General features: G+C 42.3%; 19 protein-coding genes. 10 read left to right on the forward strand and 9 right to left on the reverse strand.

Going from position 1 to position 20,845, the window contains the following annotated elements:
• Window positions 1-9: 9 nt before the first annotated feature.
• Window positions 10-891 carry a (2E,6E)-farnesyl diphosphate synthase gene (gene ispA / locus ACVBIO_RS14155; RefSeq protein WP_447160055.1) on the reverse strand — a complete coding sequence of 294 codons (882 nt, stop codon included), beginning with the start codon at window positions 889-891 and terminating at the stop codon, window positions 10-12.
• The gene (xseB, locus tag ACVBIO_RS14160; protein WP_447160054.1) at window positions 892-1,131 is read right to left on the reverse strand and encodes an exodeoxyribonuclease VII small subunit; all 240 of its coding nucleotides are present in this window, start codon (window positions 1,129-1,131) and stop codon (window positions 892-894) included.
• 444 nt (window positions 1,132-1,575) lie between these two features.
• Here xseB and pomA point away from each other — a divergent pair, with 444 nt between their 5' ends.
• The 4 genes from pomA to thiI all read left to right on the forward strand — a co-directional run bounded on the left by pomA (window position 1,576) and on the right by thiI (window position 5,041).
• Window positions 1,576-2,343 (forward strand): flagellar motor protein PomA, encoded by a 768-nt coding sequence (pomA, locus tag ACVBIO_RS14165; protein ID WP_447160053.1) that lies wholly within the window; start codon window positions 1,576-1,578, stop codon window positions 2,341-2,343.
• 4 nt (window positions 2,344-2,347) lie between these two features.
• A complete protein-coding gene (locus tag ACVBIO_RS14170) occupies window positions 2,348-3,316 on the forward strand; it encodes a flagellar motor protein MotB (RefSeq protein ID WP_447160052.1) in 969 nt (322 codons plus the stop codon).
• A 14-nt stretch (window positions 3,317-3,330) separates the two neighbouring features.
• Window positions 3,331-3,462 carry a hypothetical protein gene (locus tag ACVBIO_RS14175; RefSeq protein ID WP_447172862.1) on the forward strand — a complete coding sequence of 44 codons (132 nt, stop codon included), beginning with the start codon at window positions 3,331-3,333 and terminating at the stop codon, window positions 3,460-3,462.
• Between the two features lie 124 nt (window positions 3,463-3,586).
• Window positions 3,587-5,041 carry a tRNA uracil 4-sulfurtransferase ThiI gene (gene thiI, locus ACVBIO_RS14180; RefSeq protein ID WP_447160050.1) on the forward strand — a complete coding sequence of 485 codons (1,455 nt, stop codon included), beginning with the start codon at window positions 3,587-3,589 and terminating at the stop codon, window positions 5,039-5,041.
• A gap of 153 nt (window positions 5,042-5,194) precedes the next feature.
• On the opposite strand, the gene ACVBIO_RS14185 is transcribed toward thiI, so the two are convergent.
• Complete coding sequence (locus ACVBIO_RS14185; RefSeq protein ID WP_447172863.1) at window positions 5,195-5,428, reverse strand: hypothetical protein; 234 nt, start codon at window positions 5,426-5,428, stop codon at window positions 5,195-5,197.
• A 180-nt stretch (window positions 5,429-5,608) separates the two neighbouring features.
• Here ACVBIO_RS14185 and ACVBIO_RS14190 point away from each other — a divergent pair, with 180 nt between their 5' ends.
• From ACVBIO_RS14190 to rlmM, 4 genes are all read left to right on the forward strand, one after another.
• A complete protein-coding gene (locus tag ACVBIO_RS14190) occupies window positions 5,609-6,520 on the forward strand; it encodes a transcriptional regulator GcvA (RefSeq protein ID WP_447160048.1) in 912 nt (303 codons plus the stop codon).
• Window positions 6,501-7,238: an alpha/beta fold hydrolase gene (locus tag ACVBIO_RS14195; protein ID WP_447163365.1), complete on the forward strand. Its 738-nt coding sequence runs from the start codon at window positions 6,501-6,503 to the stop codon at window positions 7,236-7,238. The genes ACVBIO_RS14190 and ACVBIO_RS14195 overlap by 20 nt, the downstream gene beginning before the upstream one ends.
• 78 nt (window positions 7,239-7,316) lie before the next feature.
• Window positions 7,317-7,703 (forward strand): DUF423 domain-containing protein, encoded by a 387-nt coding sequence (locus tag ACVBIO_RS14200; protein ID WP_447160046.1) that lies wholly within the window; start codon window positions 7,317-7,319, stop codon window positions 7,701-7,703.
• A 260-nt stretch (window positions 7,704-7,963) separates the two neighbouring features.
• Window positions 7,964-9,046 (forward strand): 23S rRNA (cytidine(2498)-2'-O)-methyltransferase RlmM, encoded by a 1,083-nt coding sequence (rlmM, locus tag ACVBIO_RS14205; protein WP_447163366.1) that lies wholly within the window; start codon window positions 7,964-7,966, stop codon window positions 9,044-9,046.
• A 105-nt stretch (window positions 9,047-9,151) separates the two neighbouring features.
• On the opposite strand, the gene ACVBIO_RS14210 is transcribed toward rlmM, so the two are convergent.
• Window positions 9,152-10,162 carry an isocitrate dehydrogenase gene (locus tag ACVBIO_RS14210; RefSeq protein ID WP_447160044.1) on the reverse strand — a complete coding sequence of 337 codons (1,011 nt, stop codon included), beginning with the start codon at window positions 10,160-10,162 and terminating at the stop codon, window positions 9,152-9,154.
• Between the two features lie 253 nt (window positions 10,163-10,415).
• Here ACVBIO_RS14210 and ACVBIO_RS14215 point away from each other — a divergent pair, with 253 nt between their 5' ends.
• Window positions 10,416-13,211 carry a prolyl oligopeptidase family serine peptidase gene (locus ACVBIO_RS14215; RefSeq protein WP_447172864.1) on the forward strand — a complete coding sequence of 932 codons (2,796 nt, stop codon included), beginning with the start codon at window positions 10,416-10,418 and terminating at the stop codon, window positions 13,209-13,211.
• A 646-nt stretch (window positions 13,212-13,857) separates the two neighbouring features.
• Window positions 13,858-14,079 carry a hypothetical protein gene (locus ACVBIO_RS14220; RefSeq protein WP_447172865.1) on the forward strand — a complete coding sequence of 74 codons (222 nt, stop codon included), beginning with the start codon at window positions 13,858-13,860 and terminating at the stop codon, window positions 14,077-14,079.
• Between the two features lie 77 nt (window positions 14,080-14,156).
• On the opposite strand, the gene ACVBIO_RS14225 is transcribed toward ACVBIO_RS14220, so the two are convergent.
• The 5 genes from ACVBIO_RS14225 to ACVBIO_RS14245 form a co-directional block, all read right to left on the reverse strand.
• Window positions 14,157-14,543, reverse strand: coding sequence for a DUF3192 domain-containing protein (locus ACVBIO_RS14225; RefSeq protein WP_447163368.1), 387 nt, complete (start codon window positions 14,541-14,543; stop codon window positions 14,157-14,159).
• A gap of 132 nt (window positions 14,544-14,675) precedes the next feature.
• On the reverse strand, window positions 14,676-15,434 hold the full coding sequence (xni, locus tag ACVBIO_RS14230; protein WP_447160040.1) for a flap endonuclease Xni: 759 nt from the start codon (window positions 15,432-15,434) through the stop codon (window positions 14,676-14,678).
• Between the two features lie 36 nt (window positions 15,435-15,470).
• Window positions 15,471-16,823 carry a nucleotide 5'-monophosphate nucleosidase PpnN gene (gene ppnN / locus ACVBIO_RS14235; RefSeq protein WP_447172866.1) on the reverse strand — a complete coding sequence of 451 codons (1,353 nt, stop codon included), beginning with the start codon at window positions 16,821-16,823 and terminating at the stop codon, window positions 15,471-15,473.
• A 79-nt stretch (window positions 16,824-16,902) separates the two neighbouring features.
• Window positions 16,903-18,459, reverse strand: coding sequence for a diguanylate cyclase domain-containing protein (locus tag ACVBIO_RS14240; RefSeq protein ID WP_447160038.1), 1,557 nt, complete (start codon window positions 18,457-18,459; stop codon window positions 16,903-16,905).
• Window positions 18,460-18,578: 119 nt separating this feature from the next.
• Complete coding sequence (locus ACVBIO_RS14245; RefSeq protein WP_447172867.1) at window positions 18,579-20,756, reverse strand: tetratricopeptide repeat protein; 2,178 nt, start codon at window positions 20,754-20,756, stop codon at window positions 18,579-18,581.
• Window positions 20,757-20,845: the final 89 nt, after the last annotated feature.

The raw sequence follows: 20,845 nt of genomic DNA on the forward strand, positions 1-20,845 counted from the left end.
GTCTCTTTATTAAACTCTTCGCTCAATGATATAACGGGCGAATTCTGCAATTAGCTGGCTATTGTATGGTAATTTGGCCAGCGCTGATAGTGCGTCCTCAATCAAACTTGAAGCAGTTTTTTGGGCGCCCTCTAATCCAAGTAACTTAGGATAGGTACTTTTGTTTGAATCTGTATCGGAACCTTGCGGCTTTCCAAGCTCTTCGGTGCTAGCGATAATATCGAGCACGTCATCTTGTACTTGAAAAGCTAGGCCTATAGCATCAGCAAAATCGAGTAATGCTTGACGTTCTTGCTCATCGACTTTTGCGGCGATAATGGCAAACTCAACTGCACAGCGAATAAGGGCACCGGTTTTTAGTTTGTGAAGCTTTATTAAGGTGGCTAATTCAATCTGCTTGTTTGTGGCGCTTAAGTCCATCGCTTGACCACCACACATACCACTATACCCAGAGGCGTTAGCTAAGGCTTTAACCATGGCTAAATTCTGTGATGGAGTAATGTTTTCAATGGGGTCGCTGATGATTTCAAAAGCAAGAGCTTGTAGTGCATCGCCTGCTAATATGGCAGTGGCTTCATCAAAAGCAATGTGTACAGTGGGTTGACCACGTCGCAATGCATCGTTATCCATTGCAGGTAGATCGTCATGGATCAGTGAGTAAGCGTGAATACATTCGACTGCCGCAGCACAAGAGTCCAGTGTTGTCAGTTTAACACCTAACATGTCGCCGACAGCATAAACCAAAAACGGTCTAATACGCTTGCCACCAATCAACGCACCATGCTTCATTGCTGCTTTAAGCTGCAGATCAATATTGTCGAGTGAATCGATACGTAATTCAAGCTGTTGGTTGCTGCGCTGCTGGTATCGCTTAAGTGACTCTACTAACAATTACTCACCCTCGATATCATAAGGTTTGAGAGTGTCTACACCCTCTTCTTGCATTAACACTGCGACCTTTTGCTGAGCATTTTCTAACTTGCTTTGGCTATTTCGCACAAGCTTTATCCCGCGTTCGAATTGCTTTAAGGCATCATCGAGATCGATATCGCCGTGCTCTAAGTCGGTGACGATTTTTTCTAGCTCGGAAAGTGAATCTTCAAATGAGAGATTTTCTGGTTTTTTTGCCACGATGATCATTCCTAGAAAATAAGCGGTACACAAAGTATATCAGCAGGGCACATGGGTCAAATTAAGCTGTTGACAATTTGCGCAAAAGCACGCTTTCAACAACAAACATGCTTTCATAGTGAGTAAAACATACGTGAGCCAACAGATAATAGATCAAGAGACATATCGGGAGGCTTTGGCACTATCCTGCGAGTGAAAGGGTATTTTAACGGAAACCGCGCCACATTTGCTGGAAATATCGCTCAAGAGATCCATTTTTTGGTCGTTATATATGTTGAAATGCTGAAAATATGACGCTTATTGAATTGTTTGGTGACTTGTCGCTTGCCGTGACAGCAAAGGCGTAATATTTTAGCGACTTAATTTATTCTTGGCACCCTATGTAGCCATTTGCATTTGAGACTGCAGACAAGCAGTATTTTGTTCGGTATTTGAGGAGCGGTTTTGGATTTAGCAACCCTAATTGGACTTATTGGCGCATTTGCCTTCGTTATTATGGCGATGGTCAGTGGTGGCGGCATAGGTATTTTTATCAACGTGCCCTCGATTCTTATCGTGATGATAGGCTCATTGTTCGTCGTGATGATGAAATACAATCTTAAGCAATTCTTAGGTTCAGCAAAAATTGCCGGTAAAGCGTTTATCTTCAAACTAGATAAGCCAGAAGATCTGATTGAGCAATCAATCTCCATGGCAGACGCTGCACGTAAGGGCGGATTTTTGGCATTGGAAGAAGCCGAGATCAGTAATAGTTTTATGCAAAAAGCGATCGACATGTTGGTCGATGGCCATGATGGCGATGTGGTGCGAGATGCGTTAGAAAAAGATATCGCGTTGACTGAAGAGCGCCATAGAACAGGCATTGGTATTTTTAAGTCTATCGGCGATGTCGCTCCAGCCATGGGCATGATCGGTACCCTTATCGGTCTAGTAGGCATGTTATCTAATATGGATGACCCAAAATCTATTGGCCCTGCGATGGCGGTCGCACTACTGACCACCTTGTACGGTGCGGTTGTGGCTAACATGATTGCTATCCCTATTGCTGATAAGTTATCACTACGGATGAATGAAGAGATGCTAAACCGTAACTTGATTATGGATGCGGTATTGGCTATTCAAGATGGACAAAATCCACGGGTGATTGAAGGGTTTTTAAAGAATTACCTTACTGAAAAGTCGAGAAAAATAGACACCTTGGACGGAGCGTAAGCAGATGGCTAAAAAAGCCAAATGTGATTGCCCGCCACCAGGAGCCCCCCTTTGGTTGGCAACCTTTGCCGACTTAATGTCATTACTGATGTGTTTTTTCGTATTACTGCTGGCATTTTCTGAAATGGATGTCATGAAGTTCAAGCAGATTGCCGGCTCGATGAAATACGCCTTTGGTGTACAAAATAAAGTCGAAGTGAAAGATATTCCAAAGGGCACTTCGGTTATTGCATTAGAGTTTCGCCCAGGCAAGCCAGAACCGACCCCCATTGAGATTATTAATCAGCAAACCAATGAAATGACTGAACCTATGCTTGAATTTCAAGAGGGGGAAGACTCAAGTGCTGGTGGTATTCAGCAACAACGCGGAGAGCAGCGTGGTGGTCAAGCATCGGCTACGGCTGTCGAGCAAAGTGAGGCAGAAGCTAAGGCTGAATCTGCAGCGAAATCAGAAACGGAGTCCACTAAGACTCAAGCATCTGCTCAAGATAAGATCAATGAGCAAGTCAAGAAAATGGCACAGGAGCTCAATAAAGAGATTGTTGACGGGGCGATAGAAATTGAATCCCTAGGCCAACAAATCATTATCCGTATTCGTGAAAAGGGATCGTTTGCTTCAGGTTCGGGTTTCTTACAACCTAGATTTAAACCGGTAGTGCGTCGTGTTGGTGAATTACTAAAGGATGTGCCAGGGATTGTTACTGTGTCGGGGCATACCGATAACTGGAATATCTCCAATGAACTTTATAGCTCTAACTGGGATCTTTCGAGCAAACGTGCGGTCGCGGTTGCCCATGAACTTATTCGAGTAAAGGGTTTTGACCAGCAGCGTATGAAAGTGGTTGGTATGGCCTCATCAGATCCATTAGTTGAAAACAACTCAAATGCGAATCGAGCCCGAAATAGACGTGTCGAGATCGCGATAGAGCAGGGTAAAGCTAAGGAGTCGGCAGAGATCCAAGTGGGTAAATAATCTAGGTTCTCGCTATGACAAAACAGGTAATCGAGGTGACTCGCTTACCTGTTTTTGTTTGGCAATGTTTGCGCTGGATCACTTCACAAGAGAACAACCACTCAATCATCATCACCCTTGTGTGGGTTTGCCAAAAAACACCCTGAATCGATATATAACGCGAAAATTTACGGTTTTGTTGAGACAAACTGAGATTGGATATACGCAATTGCCATGTGATCTTGTTATAATCGGTAAATTGCTGTTTAAATACCACCTCGCGGAAGACCAATGAAATTTATCGTAAAACTGTTTCCTGAAATCATGATGAAAAGCAAGCCGGTAAGAATGCGCTTTACCAAAATGCTTGAGACCAACATTCGTAACGTACTTAAAAAAGTAGATGAGTCTGCCAAAGTACAACGCCAGTGGGATAAAATCATGGTGATGGTACCAGATGATAGGCCTGATCTGGTTGAAGCATTTGGCGAACGTTTAGCCTGTATTCCAGGTATTGCACATGTATTGCAAGTGAATGTGAGTACCTTTACTTCTGTTGATGACATCTACCAACAAACTTTAGTTGCTTATAAAGAGCAACTAGCAGGTAAGACGTTTTGTGTACGTGTAAAACGTGCGGGTAAGCATGAGTTTAATTCGATTGAAGTTGAACGCTATGTGGGTGGTGGACTCAATCAGTTTACTGAGGCGGCAGGCGTTCGTTTAAAAAATCCTGATATGACAGTGCATCTAGAGATTGATAATGACAATCTCTACATTATTGATAAGCGTATTGAAGGTCTTGGCGGTTTCCCTATGGCGACGCAAGAGGACGTGTTATCACTTATTTCAGGTGGTTTCGATTCAGGTGTGTCGAGCTACATGTTCATTAAGCGTGGCTCACGTACTCATTACTGTTTCTTCAACTTAGGTGGCGACCAACACGAAATTGGTGTTAAACAGGTGGCTTATCACTTATGGCAGAAATACGGCGAGTCGCATAAAGTTAAATTTATCTCTGTACCGTTTGACCCAGTAGTTCAAGAAATTCTTGAGCGTATAGACAACGGTCAAATGGGCGTTATCTTAAAGCGTATGATGATGCGTGCAGCAACACGTGTAGCACAAAAGATGGGTATTCAAGCATTGGTGACGGGTGAAGCAATGGGCCAGGTATCTAGCCAAACATTGACTAACTTGAACGTGATTGACCGCTGTACTGAGCAGTTAATCTTACGTCCACTTATCGCCATGGATAAGCAAGATATCATCAACATTAGCCGTCAGATCGGAACCGAAGATTTTGCTAAGTCGATCCCTGAATATTGTGGCGTAATTTCGCAAAAGCCAACGGTAAAAGCTGTTTTATCTAAAGTTGAAGCAGAAGAGGCTAAATTCTCTGAAGACCTACTTGATCGCGTGATTGCCGATGCTGAAATTATCGATATTAGGGAGATTGCTGCACAGATGGATACTAAGATCACTGAAACAGAAACCGTTGATGCGATTAACGCGAATGAAATTATTATCGACGTCCGTGCTCCTGAAGAGGAAGAGAAAGCTCCGCTGGACATTGAGGGTGTAGAAGTTAAGCCGATTCCTTTTTATAAGTTAGCAACTCAGTTTGCTGACTTAGATAAAGAGAAGAGCTACCTGCTTTATTGTGACCGTGGGGTCATGAGTAAGCTACAGGCCCTTTATCTGCAAGAACAAGGTTACACCAATGTTAAGGTTTACCGTCCTTAAGCTGGGCGCTATGAGCGCCTATTAGCGTAGGTATTGCAAAGGCGACTTAAGTAAGTCGCCTTTTTTGTGCTCAATGTTCACTAAATCACAATTTACGGACACAAAAAAACCACCGAATAGGTGGTTTTTAACATTGAAGTCGTTACAGCAAAACTAATCAGCTAATATTAGCTGCGCAGTGGCTTCTTCGTTCTTCTTCTGTTCATCAGTAACTAGCATTGTATCAAGCTCAGAGGTTAGCTGCGCCTGCATTAATTCCATGCTTTCTGCTAAGTTAGCTGTTAATGCCGCTTCAATATCTTTGGTATCGATGCTGATTTCATCAGCGCTTACAGATGCCGACACGCTGAGAATGGCAAGAACAAATACTGATTTAAGGTTTAACATACGCGGTAGCCTCCAGGCTAAAATTTGGGTTGTTAGACACGCCCCATTACGTCGTAGAGGTTGTCCAACTAGTATCATTTCGTTGGGGCAGATTTTGAACAAAAAGACTGGCCTTTACAAACGATAAAATGTAACAATGCGCATTAGAAAAACTAATTAAAAATCGGGATCCAGATCACTATGGCAAGACGATTACCGCCCCTAAATGCTGTAAAGGCATTTGAGGCTGCAGCTAGGCATTTAAGCTTTACTCGAGCAGCTGAAGAATTGTTTGTTACTCAGGCAGCAGTGAGTCATCAAATTAAAGCATTAGAAGAGTATCTTGGATTAAAACTGTTCCGTCGTAAGAACCGTTCATTGCTGTTAACCGAGGAGGGACAAAGCTACTTTCTCGACATTAAAGATATCTTTACTCAGCTTGCCGATGCGACTGACAGATTGTTAGCCCGAAGCGCCATCGGTTCGCTTACAGTAGCCACCTCGCCTAGCTTTGCTATTCAATGGTTAGTGCCTCGGCTGGCTAAATTTAGCGAGAAAAATCCTGAAATTGACGTAAGGATTAAAGCGGTTGATGATGAGGATGGTTCACTCACCGATGATGTTGATGTGGCCATTTATTACGGCATGGGCAACTGGCCTGGTATGCGTGCCGATAAGCTTCGAAACGAAGTGCTAATTCCGGTTTGTTCCCCCTTATTATTGAATGGTCCTAAGCCGCTAGAGAAGCCGAGTGATCTTAAAAACCATACCTTATTGCATGACTCTAGCCGCCAAGATTGGCTGGCTTGGTTTAGGCAATGTGGAATTACTGATATTAATGTGAACCAGGGACCGATATTTAGTCACTCTTCACTAGTGTTACAGGCGGCTGCTCACGGGCAAGGCGTGGCGCTAGGCTACAGTGTGCTGGCAAGGCCAGATATCAAAGCGGGTCGTTTGGTCTGTCCATTCCCTGAAGTTTTAGTCAGTAAGAATGCATATTATCTAGTGTGCCAGCAAAACCATGCCGAGATAGGTAAGGTTGCGGCCTTTAGAGAGTGGATGCTTGATATGTTCGAAGAGGAGACTCGTAGTGAGCTGCTTACAGGATAAGTTAAAGCAAGCGTATTTAGAGGGTGTGCTAGCTGAGGCTGTTGCGAGCTTAATTCACGAGAAACACGAGGAGTTCGTTTTTGATGCCAGTCAGTATCTGGTTGAGGAGCCCAGTAGCAATAGTGCAAACAGTGACACGCTGATCGTATTGGCTCATGGTGCAGGGGCAAACATGCGCCATGAGTTTATGACGGCAATGGCCAAAGGTTTAGCCGAGAGTGGCGCGCGTATCGTGCGATTTAACTTTCCTTACATGCGTGCCAATGCCATTGACGGTAAACGTCGTCCGCCCGATAGAGCACCAAAGCTTATCGCCGATTATGCACAGCAGCTTAGTATTCTAAAACAGCATTTTAAGCCTAATAAAGTCTACTTAGTGGGTAAATCCATGGGTGGGCGCATGTCGACAATCTTGGCCGAGAGCCTAGAGGTTGATGGTGTGGTGTGTTTAGGTTACCCCTTTATTCCACTCAGTGGCGGTGAACCGCGTTTAGCGCCTATAGAGAATTGTTCGGCCCCTATTATGGTGATCCAGGGCGAGCGTGATAAATTTGGGCACAAAGGCTTGGTTGAAACTTGGCCGATAATGAATAAGGTTCAATTGCATTGGTTAATTGATGGCGATCATGGTTTTAAACCGCGCAAGTCGTCAGGGACTACCTTAGCAGCTAATCTGGAACAAGCTATCTCGCTTATCAATAGGTTTATTGCAAAATAATAATGGGCAATGCACGACTTGAATATGTCACTCAAAGTGGCATTGATGAAAGTTGACTGTAACCGTTTGGGAGGTTAAATGCGTAATGGATTTTTGCTGCTTGCAGCATTAAGTGGTTTCATCGCTGTGGCATTAGGTGCTTTTGGTGCACACGGACTGAAAAATGTGGCGCCAGCAGACTTAATTGCCATCTTTAATTTAGGTGTCGAATATCAGTTTTATCATACCTTCGCACTTATCGTGGTGGCTTTTTCGGGACACTGGATTAAGTCTCGTTTGCTGGATTGGGCGGGTTATCTGTTTATCGCCGGTATGGTGTTGTTTTCGGGGTCGCTATATTTATACGCATTAATCGGTGCAAAATGGACTGGGCCTGTCACGCCAATAGGGGGTGTTTGTTTCCTACTTGGTTGGTTGTTTATTGCGCTGGCTGTTTGGCGTAATCGAGTCAAAGAGCTGGATTAACTGCGGCGTTTTTAACTGGGGTGTTTGCAAGAAAATAGAGCGTACTCAAGTCATGTAGTCAACCCGAGTAGCGATATTAAATTTTAGACAGTACACAGCTAAGCTTGAACAGTGTAAAATAGCGGGCAACAACTTTGTTGGCCGCTTTTTTGTATCAATTATTCAAATACGTTGGCTGTTTTAAGCGCTATGCTTTGAAGCCAAGTGTCGTTTTTATAATGAGACTTTGATTGATATTATTTTTATCTTCAGGAAATTCAATGATAAACCTATTTTTATTTTGCCGTGCTGGTTATGAAAAAGATTGCGCAGCTGAGATCCAAGTGCGTGCGGCTGAGCTTGATATTGGTGGATTTGTAAAAACCAACACCAATGATGCTTATGTCATTTTTCAGTGCTTCCAAGCTGGCGATGCTGAAGTTTTAGCTAAAAACATCAGTCTGGACTCACTTATTTTTGCTCGGCAGATGTTTGCTGCAAAAGAGTTACTAAAAGGCTTACCTGAACAAGATAGAATCAGTCCGATTGTTGAAGCGTTAACACAGGTCAATAAAGCGGGTGAATTGCGCGTTGAAACGCCTGATACGAACGAAGCTAAAGAGCTATCTAACTTCTGCCGTAAGTTTACCGTACCGCTTAGACAGGCATTGAAAAAGTCGGGCACACTGCTTGAAAAAGAAAACCCAAAGCGTCCTATTATTCATGTGTGTTTTGTCGCATCAGGCCAGGCTTATGTGGGTTATTCACTGAGTAATAACAGCTCGCCTTATTTCATGGGGATCCCAAGACTTAAGATTGCAGCCGACGCGCCGAGTCGTTCGACCCTAAAGCTTGATGAAGCATTTATTCACTTCATCCCTAAAGAAGAGCAAGAAACTCGCTTAAGCAGTGGTATGAAAGCGGTGGATCTTGGTGCTTGCCCTGGTGGTTGGACATATCAGCTTGTGAGACGCGGTATGTTTGTTGCGGCTGTCGATAACGGCCCAATGGATGAAGGTTTGATGAATACTGGACAGGTAAAACATTACCAAGCTGATGGATTCAGATTCGAGCCCCCAAGAAAGAACATCACTTGGCTTGTGTGTGACATGATTGAAAAGCCATCTCGCGTAGCTGAGCTTATCGAAGCATGGGCGATTAACGGTTGGTTTAAAGAATCTATCTTCAACTTAAAATTGCCTATGAAAGCACGTTATAAAGAAGTGTCGACGATTTTGGCGACGATGGATGAGATCTTAAAAGAAAACGGTGTTGATGATTTCTCTATTGCTGCTAAGCATTTATACCACGACCGTGATGAAGTGACGGTTCACCTTTGCTTGCGACCAAATCAACCTTGGTAACCAGTTAACTGTTAGTCTAGCTCCAGGCTAGGCTGATGCAGAAAGCATAAAAAAAGGCCCCATGTGCAAACATGGGGCCTTTTTAATACTGCAGGTTAAAGCAGATTAAGATAGACGTTCAATCACAGCCTGAGTGAAGTCAGTCGTGCCGTGAGTACCACCAAGATCGCGAGTGGTACGATCGCCTTCTTCGATGACTGCAGTGATTGCTGCGCGAATTAGCTCAGCTTTATCAGACATGCCCAAGTACTCAAGCATCTGAATTGACGCTAGGACGACAGAAGTCGGGTTGGCTAGGTTCTTACCTGCGATATCAGGTGCACTGCCGTGTACAGCTTCAAAAATAGCGGCGTCGCTACCTATGTTTGCACCAGGTGCCATACCTAGACCACCAACAAGACCTGCACAAAGATCCGATAAAATGTCACCAAATAGGTTAGTAGTAACAATGACATCGAAGTTTTCTGGGTTCATGACCAGCTTCATGCAGGTTGCATCAACAATCATCTCTTCAGTCGTGATGTCAGGGTAGCGCAAGCTAACTTCACGGGCGACTTTCAAGAATAAACCTGACGTTGACTTCATGATGTTCGCTTTATGAACGATAGTCACCTTTTTACGGCCTTCTTTACGTGCAAGCTCATAAGCAAATGTGGTGATCTGCTCTGCGCCTTGACGAGTAATAATACTGGTCGCTTCGGCAGTGGCGCCGTCCTCAGATACGGTTTGACCTAATCCTGAGTACATACCTTCAGTATTTTCACGAACAGTAATGATATCGATATTGTCATAACGAGCCTGAGTCCCCTTGAAAGATAGAACAGGGCGTACGTTTGCATAAAGGCTAAATTGCTTACGCAGGCTAACGTTAATAGAGGTAAAGCCTTCTCCAACCGGTGTAGTTAGCGGGCCTTTGAGAGTAATGCGGTTCTTTTCGATAAGTTCTAAGGTACGCTGAGGTAATAATTCACCGTGCTTTTCTAATGCAACCAAACCCGCATCTGCAAACTCATACTCAAAATCACAACCTGCTTTATCAAGGATTTTTAGTGCTGAATCGATAATGCTTGGGCCAATCCCATCACCAGGGATTACGGTTATAGTTCTTTTTGTCATGGATAGTCCTACCAAGGTTAGGCGTTACTGCAATTGTGTAACCATGTCTTAGGACACGGAAAGTAACTTTAATTTATTTTCTTTTTATTCGACGTATTTTAAACACTTTTAAACAACTTTCACAGTAAATAGTGAGCAATCTCACGTTTTTTTCTGTAGGGTAACTTGCATAAATAACTGCTTATGACGATGATTGTTCGTTAGAAGGTTAAAAAGTCTACTTTAGTCTAATAAAATAATAATGAGGAAGACCTTGAAGTCACTACCTATAAAGTCATTATTGCTATTATCGACAAGCTTGCTGTCTGCAAACTTGATGGCGGCCACAAATAGCATCACCCCCGACGATATCATGCGATTCGAATCGCTTAAAAAGCCTATTCTTTCAGATGTGGGCAATATACTTGCGGTTGAAGTCGCACCGGATCGTGGCGATAGCTACGGTTTAGTTAACAGCTTAATTGCAAATAAACAGTTTAGTGTACAAGGTGGCAGCAAGCCAAAAATTAGTCATGACGGCCGATTTGTAGCATTTGTTGATGCGGTGCCTTTACTTGATTCAGAACAAGCGACCAAGAAAGCTAAAAAGAAACTTAAGCCTGGATTAGTTTTGTTAGATACCACAACGGGCAAAGAGATACGTTACAAAGGTGTTAAATCCTTTGAATTCAACGAGACGGGTAGCCATTTAGCGATTTGGTTTGAAGCTGATGAAAGCAAAAAAGATGACAAATCAGCTGATAAACCTGAAAACGGTCACAAAGAGCTAAAAGTTGATGATTATGATAAAGGCTCACTTGTTGAGTTGGTATCACTTAACAATCTGAAATCAATAAGTTTTAAAGATGTTACCGCACTTAATTTTGATAAGTCAGGTATGCATTTCGCTTTAGCGATAAATAATATTGAAACGAATAAGCATGAACTAAGACTGGTTAAACTTGCTGACAATACCGCATCGATTGTACAGAGTTTAAAACAGCAACAACTTGGTTCAATTGCATTAAGTAACGACGGTAAGTATTTAGGCTATACCTATGGCGACGTTAATGCAGCCCCTTATGGTCGAGAATATCAACTCTCATTGTTAAACCTTGAAAATAACAAGGTGACTTTGGCGCCTCAAGCTGCCGAATGGACCTTGAATCGTTACGCGGATTTGCGATTCTCTGATGATAGCCAACGTTTGTTTTTCGGTCGTGTACCACAGGTGAGTCAGCAGTTAGACATTGCTAAAGTTGAAAGCCAGGCGGATCTATTTGATAAAGATGTGATTACCGCTAACCGCGAATTAAGGGTCTGGCATGGTGACGACCCTCGCATTAAACCCCATGAAGTGAAGCAGTATAAAAAAGAGTTGAAGCGCACTTATTTAGCGGTATTACATGTTAATGGTAACAACCTTGTGCAGCTTGGCGACCTGAGCGTTCCCGATGTTGAGGTGCAGCAACAACAACGCTTTGCGCTCGCAAGTTCAGATCTGCCGTATCGCAAGATGATTACCTGGGCAGGTTTCTATCGTGACTTTTACTTGGTCGATCTCAATACTGGCCGCAAGATCCCGCTATTAACTCAGCAAAGTAGCTCTGATGAACCTGAATTGTCACCGGGAGAGAAGTTTGTCTCATATTACTTACACGGCAACGTCTTTTTATATGAAATAGCGCAGGATAGACGTACGAATATCACTAAAAGCTTGGGGGTTTCGTTTGCGAATGAAGATCATGACTACCCATCAAACGCTCCAAGTTATGGCTTAGGACCATGGATTAGCGGCGACAGTGGATTATTGCTCTATGACAAATTTGATATTTGGCAGGTTAATACGGCCTCCCATGAGGCATTTACGTTAACCGCTGGTGAAGGCCGTAAGCAAGGTGTTCAATATCGAGTCACTGGACTGGTGAAAGATAAAGACTATCCAAGTGTGCTAAATAGTGATGAAAAAGTGCTGCTGCAGGGTTACAGTGATATCACTAAAGGCGATGGCTTTTATCAAGCTCAAGTTGGTGTGGCGGGGGTTTCGCCATTAATGAAGGGGGATTATAAGCTAAAGCTACTCGCACGCAGTAAAGATGCTAAGACGATTGTGTATTCAAAGGAGCAGTATGATCTGTTCCCCGATCTTTATAGTGCCAGTTATGACTCCGTGCAAGATGCGACTCGTCAAACAAACTTCGATAAGCAGCGTGAACCTTTTAATTGGAGTCAATCAGAACTCGTACAGTGGACTAATGGTGACGGTAAACCACTTGATGGTGTATTGATTAAGCCGACAAATTACGTTGAAGGAAAACGTTATCCGGTGTTGGTTTATTTTTATCGCTTTATGAGTGATAGATTACACGCTTTCCCGCAGATGAAGATTAATCATCGTCCCAATTTTGCTTGGTTTGCTGATAATGGCTACGCAGTATTCTTACCGGATATTCGCTTCGAAGTGGGTTACCCTGGTGACTCATCAGTACAAGCATTGACCTCAGGTGTGCAGCACTTGATTGATATCGGAATTGCCGATCCAAAGGCTGTCGGTATTCAAGGTCACTCTTGGGGGGGGTATCAAACAGCATTTGCGGTGACAAAAACGAATATCTTTAAGGCTGCAGTTACAGGTGCGCCAGTGTCGAATATGACGAGTGCTTATAGCGGTATTCGCCACGGTAGTGGCTTAGCAAGACAGTTTCAGTATGAAACAGGCCAAAGTCGTATTGGAGAAAGTTTATTTAAGTTACCACAAAAGTATATAGAGAACTCTCCGGTATTTTATGTTGAACGCATTAAAACACCGATGATGATTATGTTTGGTGATAAAGATGATGCGGTGCCCTGGGAGCAGGGGGTTGAGCTGTATTTAGCGATGCGCCGAGCGGGTAAAGATGTGGTGTTCTTGCAGTATGAAGATGAGCCTCATCACCTGAAAAAATACCCCAATAAACTCGACTACAGTATTCGCATGATGGAATATTTCGACCATTACTTAAAAGGGGCTCCAGCACCTAAATGGTTGAGTGAAGGTGAGGCTTATACTGAGTATAAAAAGGCAGATTGACCCAATGGGTTGTAGCTTGTCTGGCGAGTTATTGCCTGTGTGATTAATCGCTAGCTTATGGCTCTCTAGCTTACAGAGCTCTAGCCGATAGCTATCTGCTGATAAAGAATGAATTGATAGCGTGTTAAATGCCGAGGTGTAGACCTCGGCATTTTTGTTTCAATAAAACCTGTTTCGCTTGGGCTATCTTTTTAGCATATTTATAGCCTATAAAAAGTAACGGTTTCATATGCAAATAGCCGAGCAATAGCTCCTGCGCTATTAGCTGTTTTCATGACTAACATTAGCTGGTGACAGATTAGCTTTGCGTTAAGTGTCTATACTTTTAAAGTTTTAATATGCTAATGGCTGGTTAACTTCTGACTTAGTTTTGGGATTAGTTCAGGCTTAGTTTTGGAAATAGTTTTGGAAATAGTTTTGAAAATAGTTTTGGAAATAGTTTGGTAATTAGCTCTGAGTTAGCAGCTGGGCAATGAATGTCAGACTGTATTTGGCTATTGGCTATTTGTCATCAGATTGTCATGGTTACCTCATTATTGAGGTAATCATCATAGGGTAACCATCATAGGGTAATCATCATAGGGTAATCATCATCTGGTAATAATCTAGTGGCAACCTAAGCAAAACTCATCAACAAGGATCGTAAATGAACAAGCTACAAAGTATGTGCTTAATGAGTGTATTGGTATTGGCTTTACCGTTATCGGTGAGTGCCAAAGCACCATTAGAAGGCGAGCCGGAATGGGAAGCTAAAAAGCAATCAAGCAAGATTAAGCAATCAGAACAACAACGATTATTGCAACAGCTTAAGCAACGAGAGGAAGTGGAAAAAAAGGCGAATCAACAGCTGGAGAAAGAGAGCCAGTAATTATCAGCTTTTATTATTGTATAAGTTGAGCATTAAAAAGCAGCGATAACTTTCGCTGCTTTTTAGTTTTGTAGCGCTTAACTGTCTATCGGGCTTGCCAAATACTGATTATAGGTATCTTCTCCCCAGGCTATAAGCTTACCCTGTTTGAAGAGTAAAGGAGTGCACTCCTCTTTGGATGTTTCACCATCTGAGGTCTTATGATGAGTACGGTAAAAGAGTACTTGTAAGCTCTGCTCGTCAGATATTTTGGCTTCAGTAAAATCAGCTTTTCCGAACAAGGTTTTAATTTCTTCGATAGTTTGGCCAATAATCACTTCATTCATCAGCGCTTTATTGTAGGCTTGCCTATCTTCCCAATCCATTTCATCTGGACTGGGATCATACGAAACCATAATCACGGCGACAAAGGCGACATAAGCCACAAAGATACTGATGACAATGACTGGGAGTTTAGATTTCATCCTAGTAGTGCTTCCTTCACATAATTCTTTCTGTAGCGTTAAGGTACTACTTGAATGCCGCTAGGTAAATGCTGTGTGAGCAACTTTGTGTTAACAATTGTAAGTGTGGGCTACTGTTTATACTGATTGGTTTTATGGTTCAATTCTAAACTGCTTTAAATTGACATTCAAAGGTAGTTCAGTTTGCAGTTGAACCAATTTATAGCTTAGGCGCGCCATCTGTTTGCCTTGTTCAAGTTTTTTGGCTTGTTTAGACCCCACTTTATCGATGGAGCTGTAAATATTAGCTAAGGATCTAAAAATTTTGAGTAACTCAACGGCTGACTTAGGGCCAATGCCCGGAACGCCAGGAATTTTATTGCCGCTATCACCCGCAAGCGCTAAATAATCGATAAACTGAGCACGTTCAACCCCCAACTTTTTCTCCATCTCTTCGATAGTTAAATAGTCTTGATTAAAATGATCCCAGCGCTTGATACTAGGGTGGCTTAACTGACTAAAACCTTTGTCGGTCGAGACGATAATTGCTTCGCCATTCATGCTACTCAGTTTAGTCGCCAAGGTTGCGATGACATCATCAGCTTCAGAGTCTGCATTGATAGAGTTAAGTTGATGCTCTGCAAGATAGGCTTTGAGATCGTTAAGACCATTAGCCAGCGCTTCTGGCATAGGTTTACGGCCTTTCTTATAGTCTTCATATAGGGCTTTACGCCATGAAATGGCATCACCATCCCAAACGATAGCGGCATGACTGGGCTGATGGAACTTAAGTAGTTTACGACATGCACCATTGACTCGTTCTTTAAGCCCTGTGATATCGGATTCATTTGGCTGTGCGGCGTGAATGCGCCGCACTAAGTTCATGCCATCTATAATAAGAAATTTATTCATCTATTCGCTTTATTTCTAATTTTCTTAGTTAAGTGGTTATTTAATGACTTTGTAGCAGGGAACGTAAGCGCTTCCTGGTAGTTTCATCCGCTGCTGTGATACAAAAGCGCTCAATAGGTCATCCATTAGTGCCATAAGCTTGGGATCTCCTTTAAGCTCAAAGGGCCCATTGGCTTCGATAGCTTTAATGGTGTCCATTTTAACATTACCAGCTACGATACCTGAGAATGCTTTTCTAAGGTTTGCAGCGAGCTCGGCTTTATTGGCTTGAAAGTGTAGATCTAGGTTACTCATTACCTCATGAGTCGGCTCAAATGGTAGCTGGAATTCAGGTTCTATTTTTAACGACCACTGATATTGATATGAGTCACCATTTTCTCTGCGGAAGGTTTTAATCTCTTCCATTGCCTGTTTTTGAATGCGAGCCACTTTTATTGGATCATCAATCACAATCTGGTACTTACTTTGAGCTTCTGCACCTAAGGTCGCGCCAATAAACTCATCGATACGTAGAAAATACTCTTCACTTTCTTTAGGCCCTGTGAGGACTAATGGAAAGGGAATATCTTGATTATCTTTATTAAGCAAAATACCTAACAGGTAGAGTAACTCTTCGGCTGTACCGGCACCGCCTGGGAAAATAATAATTCCGTGACCTAAGCGAACAAACGCCTCTAGACGCTTTTCAATATCGGGCAAGATCACCAACTCATTTACAATCTGATTCGGTGGCTCTGCAGCAATAATACTCGGCTCTGTTAGACCAATATAGCGGGCGTGATTAATTCGTTGCTTAGCGTGGCCAATCGCCGCACCTTTCATAGGTCCTTCCATTGCGCCAGGACCACAACCGGTACAAATATCGAGTTTACGTAGACCTAATTCATAACCCACTTCACGAGTATATTGGAATTCAATAGGGTTGATACTGTGACCACCCCAACAGACAACGACATTGGGATCCAACATCGGCATTGAGCGGGCATTACGTAGGATATCAAAGACCACGTTAGTGATGTGATTAGCATTGGTGAGATTGATGTGCTTGAGGTTCTCGTATTTGTCATTGATATACACGATATCTCTGAGTACCGAAAACAGGTGTTCTTGGATCCCCGCAATAATTTCACCGTCAACAAAGGCTTCTTCTGGCGGATTGATCAGTTCAATCTTAATGCCGCGCTCACGGCGTAGGACACTGATATTAAAATCACTAAATTGGGTGAAGAGGCCTTCGGCATTATCACTTTGTAGGCCTGATGCGAGAACGGCGAGTGAACAGCTACGGTAAAGCTGATAAAGTTCACTCTTTGCGTTTTGTTTTAATCGATCAACTTCCAGTTGTGACAGTTGATCTAGGCTTCCACGAGGACTAATTTTTACAATCATAGCAACTCCTTGAGCAGTGATAGGCAAGCTGTCCCACCAAGGCAAATGTGATAACGGGCGTTATCACAAGGGGATGTGCTTAGAAGTCGATAATGACTCTATCTCTGCTTTCGTTTTTGGCTTTATATAGCGCTGCGTCAGCTCGATCGAATGTTTCTGTTATGAGCTCATTTTCAATAATTTGTGCAGCGCCTATAGATACTGTAACCGTAATTCTCTGATTTTTAAACTTAAATGGAATACTTTTTACTTTTTCTCTCACTCGATTAAGTAAAGGTTGAATATCACTTTCGGCAATGTCGGGCAGTAAAAGCACAAACTCTTCGCCACCATATCGAGCGACAAATTCAGATTCTCTTAGAGCATTTTTTAGTGCCATAGCAATAACTTGCAATGTTTTATCACCAGTGCTGTGACCAAAGCTATCGTTGATGGTTTTGAAATGATCAATATCGGCAACAGCAACCCATAATGGCTGTTTAGTGCGCTTATAGTTGCGATACTCAATATCCATACGTTCTTCTAACGCACTGCGATTCGGCAGTTGGGTTAATGAGTCTAACAGGTTTAGTTTTTGCTGCTCGAATAAGCGCTCTTTATATGATTCAGTTTCTTTCCCAAGCAGTTTGAGCTCTTGACGCAATGCTTCAACTGACTGCTTTAGCTGGGCTTGTTCTCTATTTTCAAGCTGTTCTTTACGAGACAGAGACTTGCGTAAAGAAGACAGGTGAAGGGTTACCTGATTTTTCAGTTCATCAATATTATCAACTTCAATTACCGCCTCTCCCACATTATCGACTTGAAAGTTGATATCGCGATTAAGCTGCTTTGTGACTTGAAAACTCTTTACCGAGTGACTATATGAATCAGTGACCACCTCTTGAACATTGCTCAGTGCATTATTGAGTATGTATAGAAACTCTTGCGAGGCGGTTTTTTCTCTCGCAATATTATCGAGTAGAAGACCAAGTACAACTTGGTAAGCATCAAGTAAGGTATCGAGTTCAAACTCTTCAGTTAATGAGCGCTTAATTTGAGAGACTTGCTCTCGCTGCTCTTTTCTAAATTCAATTTCTGACAGCAGTTGTGCAAGCTCATGAGCTGCTTGCCTATGACGAGGCAAAATTTCAAACTGATCCCCAAAACTTAGTTTTTCTTTTAAGATTTCATCATAAAAGTTAACCACTTTTTCTACTTTTGGAATGTAATCCCAATAGGTATGGAATGGCTTAAGCAGATCTTTTTTGAAGTAAGAAATCTCTAGCTTTAATTTACTCGGTAGAGATTCAACTCGCTGAATTTGGCTCACCATAGTGGCTAATGATTGGCGACTGTCTTCGAGCTGCAGCATCACTCGGGCATATTGCTGTTTAAGGATGGAGTCTGCTTCATTGAGATCTGAAATTGAGTCTTCGAATTGACTAAATTTGGTTAACTTGTGGCGCAACTTGGCAAGTTTGTTATCAAGCTCTAAATTTTGACCTTTACAGGCAAGGCTTAATTGAACAATAAATTGTATGAGGATGTTCAGCTTTTCATTTTGCTCTTCGCTCATCTCATCTAACGCCTGTCTAGCAGCAAAGAGCTTCTGCTGTAACAGACTTAATTGAGACGTACTTATGGCGGCATCCTTCATGCTTATTTTGGTTCCTATAAATTACGCAAGCTAAAAATGAATCTTAAATTTAAGCACTTATCTTACCAGTAGTCTTTAAAAAGAGAAATTAACATCGGCCAATGCCGAACTTTAAATGCTTATATGGCTACTTTGTCATCATTGATATCGATATTTTGATGACTCTTCCATCTTGGCCAAATGATCTCTTCTTTATTACCATTGGTTTCAACTTTAATTATGCCACGAACAATGCTTTTTTCGATATTAAGGTAAAGTGGCTTGTTAAATATTCCAGCTGAAGCAAAATTGAGTGCTTTCATTGTGACAAAATAGTCTTTCTCACTGCCTAATGTTTTGGCGGCAGATAACATCATCTGTAGGCTGCCAAAGTGTTGTCCAGCGGTCAGTTTGATAGCTAAATCACCTAGAAGCGGTAGGTGCAATATCCCCATATGAAGACTGGTCTCACCAAAATTGTCATTAATAACGCTTCTAAGTGTTGTCAGTAGGCTATTGGGTTCTATGGTTGAATCAAAACTGATTAAAAATAATCCTGGCCGGATAATGTAAGACTGGCACTTTAGGCTAGTTGTAATAGCGAGTAACTGCTGTTTATTCATATCAGTATTACACTGATAACCTTGAATCAAATCAGAGTTTAGTTGATCAGAAAGTGAAATCAGAGCCAGTGTTTTTATGGGCTTATTGTGCTGCGCGGCATAATCTAGCTTAAAAGCTAAATAGCCTGGAAGCTTTGTAAATGGTTCGAGTCGCTGAGCTTGAGCCAGGTTAGCGTTGACCACACTGAACTTGCTTTTAAGTCGCCATTGCTTGATTAATAACAACAGCATTAGGCAAAGGGCAAAGATGCAGAATAGGCTAACTAAGCGAGCGGCATAGAGCTGATCACTTTTTGACTGTAACGCATTTTGGCTCTGACTTAAATTGAGCTTAAGTTTTTGCTCAATGATTTGCGACTGTTGCAGATCAAATTCACTCGATTGCAGCTCAGATTTGCTATCGAGTTGGTTAAGTATTAAAACGTTGTTATAGGCATCTTCATAGTGGCCAAGCTTTTCTAGTGCATCAATTTGTCTGGTTAATGCTTGCTTTAACTCGTTATTAAGCTGTTTCGCCTTGGCGATTTGAGCCGTTTTTTTTGCGTAATTAAGAGACTTTTGCCACTCACCAGTGCTTGCTGTCACTTCTGCAATCAAGAGGTTGTTATAAACTAAATAGTGATCACTCTTTTTGGAAGTGAAAATCTTATTGGCTCGCTCAAGGTTAGTCAGTGAGCTTTTTAAGTCGCCTATCTTAAAGTAGGCCTCACCTAGGTTATGTAAGTTGAGGCCTAGACCAATATAATTGCCGAGTTTAGATTCAATCTGTTGTGCATTTAAGTGGTAATCAATCGCTTTGTACCACTGCCCTTGGCGGGCATAAATCATCGCGATGACCGTCATTGATGATGAAACATAGTTTTCGTTACCTAGCTTGCTAAAAGATTCGGCGGCGTTGTGGGCCGATGTGAGTGCCTCATCCCAAGATTCTAGATCGCGATAAACCCTCGCAAGTTGAAGTTCAATATGGGCGTTAAGAGAAGAGTGCTCTCCGCCACGGGTATACTTTACCGCTTCAGTGTAATGAGAAAGCGACTTGCCTAATTGATTTTGTTTATAAAAATACTTACCTAATATCGATTCAGTTTGGGCGATGAGGTAATTATTATTGAGCAGCTTTGCAGTAGCTGAGAGCTTTCTTAAGTGCTGCAGTGCAATCGCCTCTTTACGCAATATCATGTGCATAACACTGAGATCTTCTTGCAAGGTATATAGCAGTACTTGCTCGGCCAGGTTGTTTGAATGCTCTATCAAGGGCACCGCTTGTTGATAATGCTCGATAGCGCTGGCGTAGTCTTGTTGGCTTCTTCCAGCATAACGCCCTTTGAGCATGAGCAAGTAGCTTTTATCAAATGGGCTGTTGCTGATATGTTTAAGTTGCTCTATGAGCCGTTTCGCTGCGATATAACGGTTTTTATCTTTGTTATAAAGCGCCATCTTTAAGCGAGCCGATAGCTGAATGTCGCGCTTTAATTCTTCGCTTGAGAGGCGCATCTGTTGACTAAATAGGCTAAACGCTTGTGCAGAAGTGAAATTGGGTAATGCCGGTAGCGTTTTTGCTAAGGATTGCTCAAGTACTTTAGGTGCTTCCCTTAACTGCACTTCCGTTAAAAGTTCATCTCTTGGCGCAGCATAAACATGGCTGGCACAAAATGATGAAAGTGTGAACGATAATAGGGTGATGAAAATACGCATTAACATGCCAGTCCTTGTACTTAATCGTTAAATTAAGCGCCTGATTTTTGTTATTCTTTGGCCTAATTAAGTCTTATGTTATATTTTGC

The organism is Shewanella sp. 0m-8 (assembly GCF_052977265.1).

Excerpts from the sequence above, each read along its gene's own strand:
- ACVBIO_RS14170 (WP_447160052.1), top strand. The coding sequence starts at position 2,348 with ATGGCTAAAAAAGCCAAATGTGATTGCCCGCCACCAGGAGCCCCCCTT.
- ACVBIO_RS14175 (WP_447172862.1), top strand. The coding sequence starts at position 3,331 with ATGACAAAACAGGTAATCGAGGTGACTCGCTTACCTGTTTTTGTTTGG.
- thiI (WP_447160050.1), top strand. The coding sequence starts at position 3,587 with ATGAAATTTATCGTAAAACTGTTTCCTGAAATCATGATGAAAAGCAAG.
- ACVBIO_RS14185 (WP_447172863.1), bottom strand. The coding sequence starts at position 5,428 with ATGTTAAACCTTAAATCAGTATTTGTTCTTGCCATTCTCAGCGTGTCG.
- ACVBIO_RS14190 (WP_447160048.1), top strand. The coding sequence starts at position 5,609 with ATGGCAAGACGATTACCGCCCCTAAATGCTGTAAAGGCATTTGAGGCT.
- ACVBIO_RS14200 (WP_447160046.1), top strand. The coding sequence starts at position 7,317 with ATGCGTAATGGATTTTTGCTGCTTGCAGCATTAAGTGGTTTCATCGCT.
- rlmM (WP_447163366.1), top strand. The coding sequence starts at position 7,964 with ATGATAAACCTATTTTTATTTTGCCGTGCTGGTTATGAAAAAGATTGC.
- ACVBIO_RS14210 (WP_447160044.1), bottom strand. The coding sequence starts at position 10,162 with ATGACAAAAAGAACTATAACCGTAATCCCTGGTGATGGGATTGGCCCA.
- ACVBIO_RS14220 (WP_447172865.1), top strand. The coding sequence starts at position 13,858 with ATGAACAAGCTACAAAGTATGTGCTTAATGAGTGTATTGGTATTGGCT.
- ACVBIO_RS14225 (WP_447163368.1), bottom strand. The coding sequence starts at position 14,543 with ATGAAATCTAAACTCCCAGTCATTGTCATCAGTATCTTTGTGGCTTAT.
- xni (WP_447160040.1), bottom strand. The coding sequence starts at position 15,434 with ATGAATAAATTTCTTATTATAGATGGCATGAACTTAGTGCGGCGCATT.
- ppnN (WP_447172866.1), bottom strand. The coding sequence starts at position 16,823 with ATGATTGTAAAAATTAGTCCTCGTGGAAGCCTAGATCAACTGTCACAA.
- ACVBIO_RS14240 (WP_447160038.1), bottom strand. The coding sequence starts at position 18,459 with ATGAAGGATGCCGCCATAAGTACGTCTCAATTAAGTCTGTTACAGCAG.
- ACVBIO_RS14245 (WP_447172867.1), bottom strand. The coding sequence starts at position 20,756 with ATGCGTATTTTCATCACCCTATTATCGTTCACACTTTCATCATTTTGT.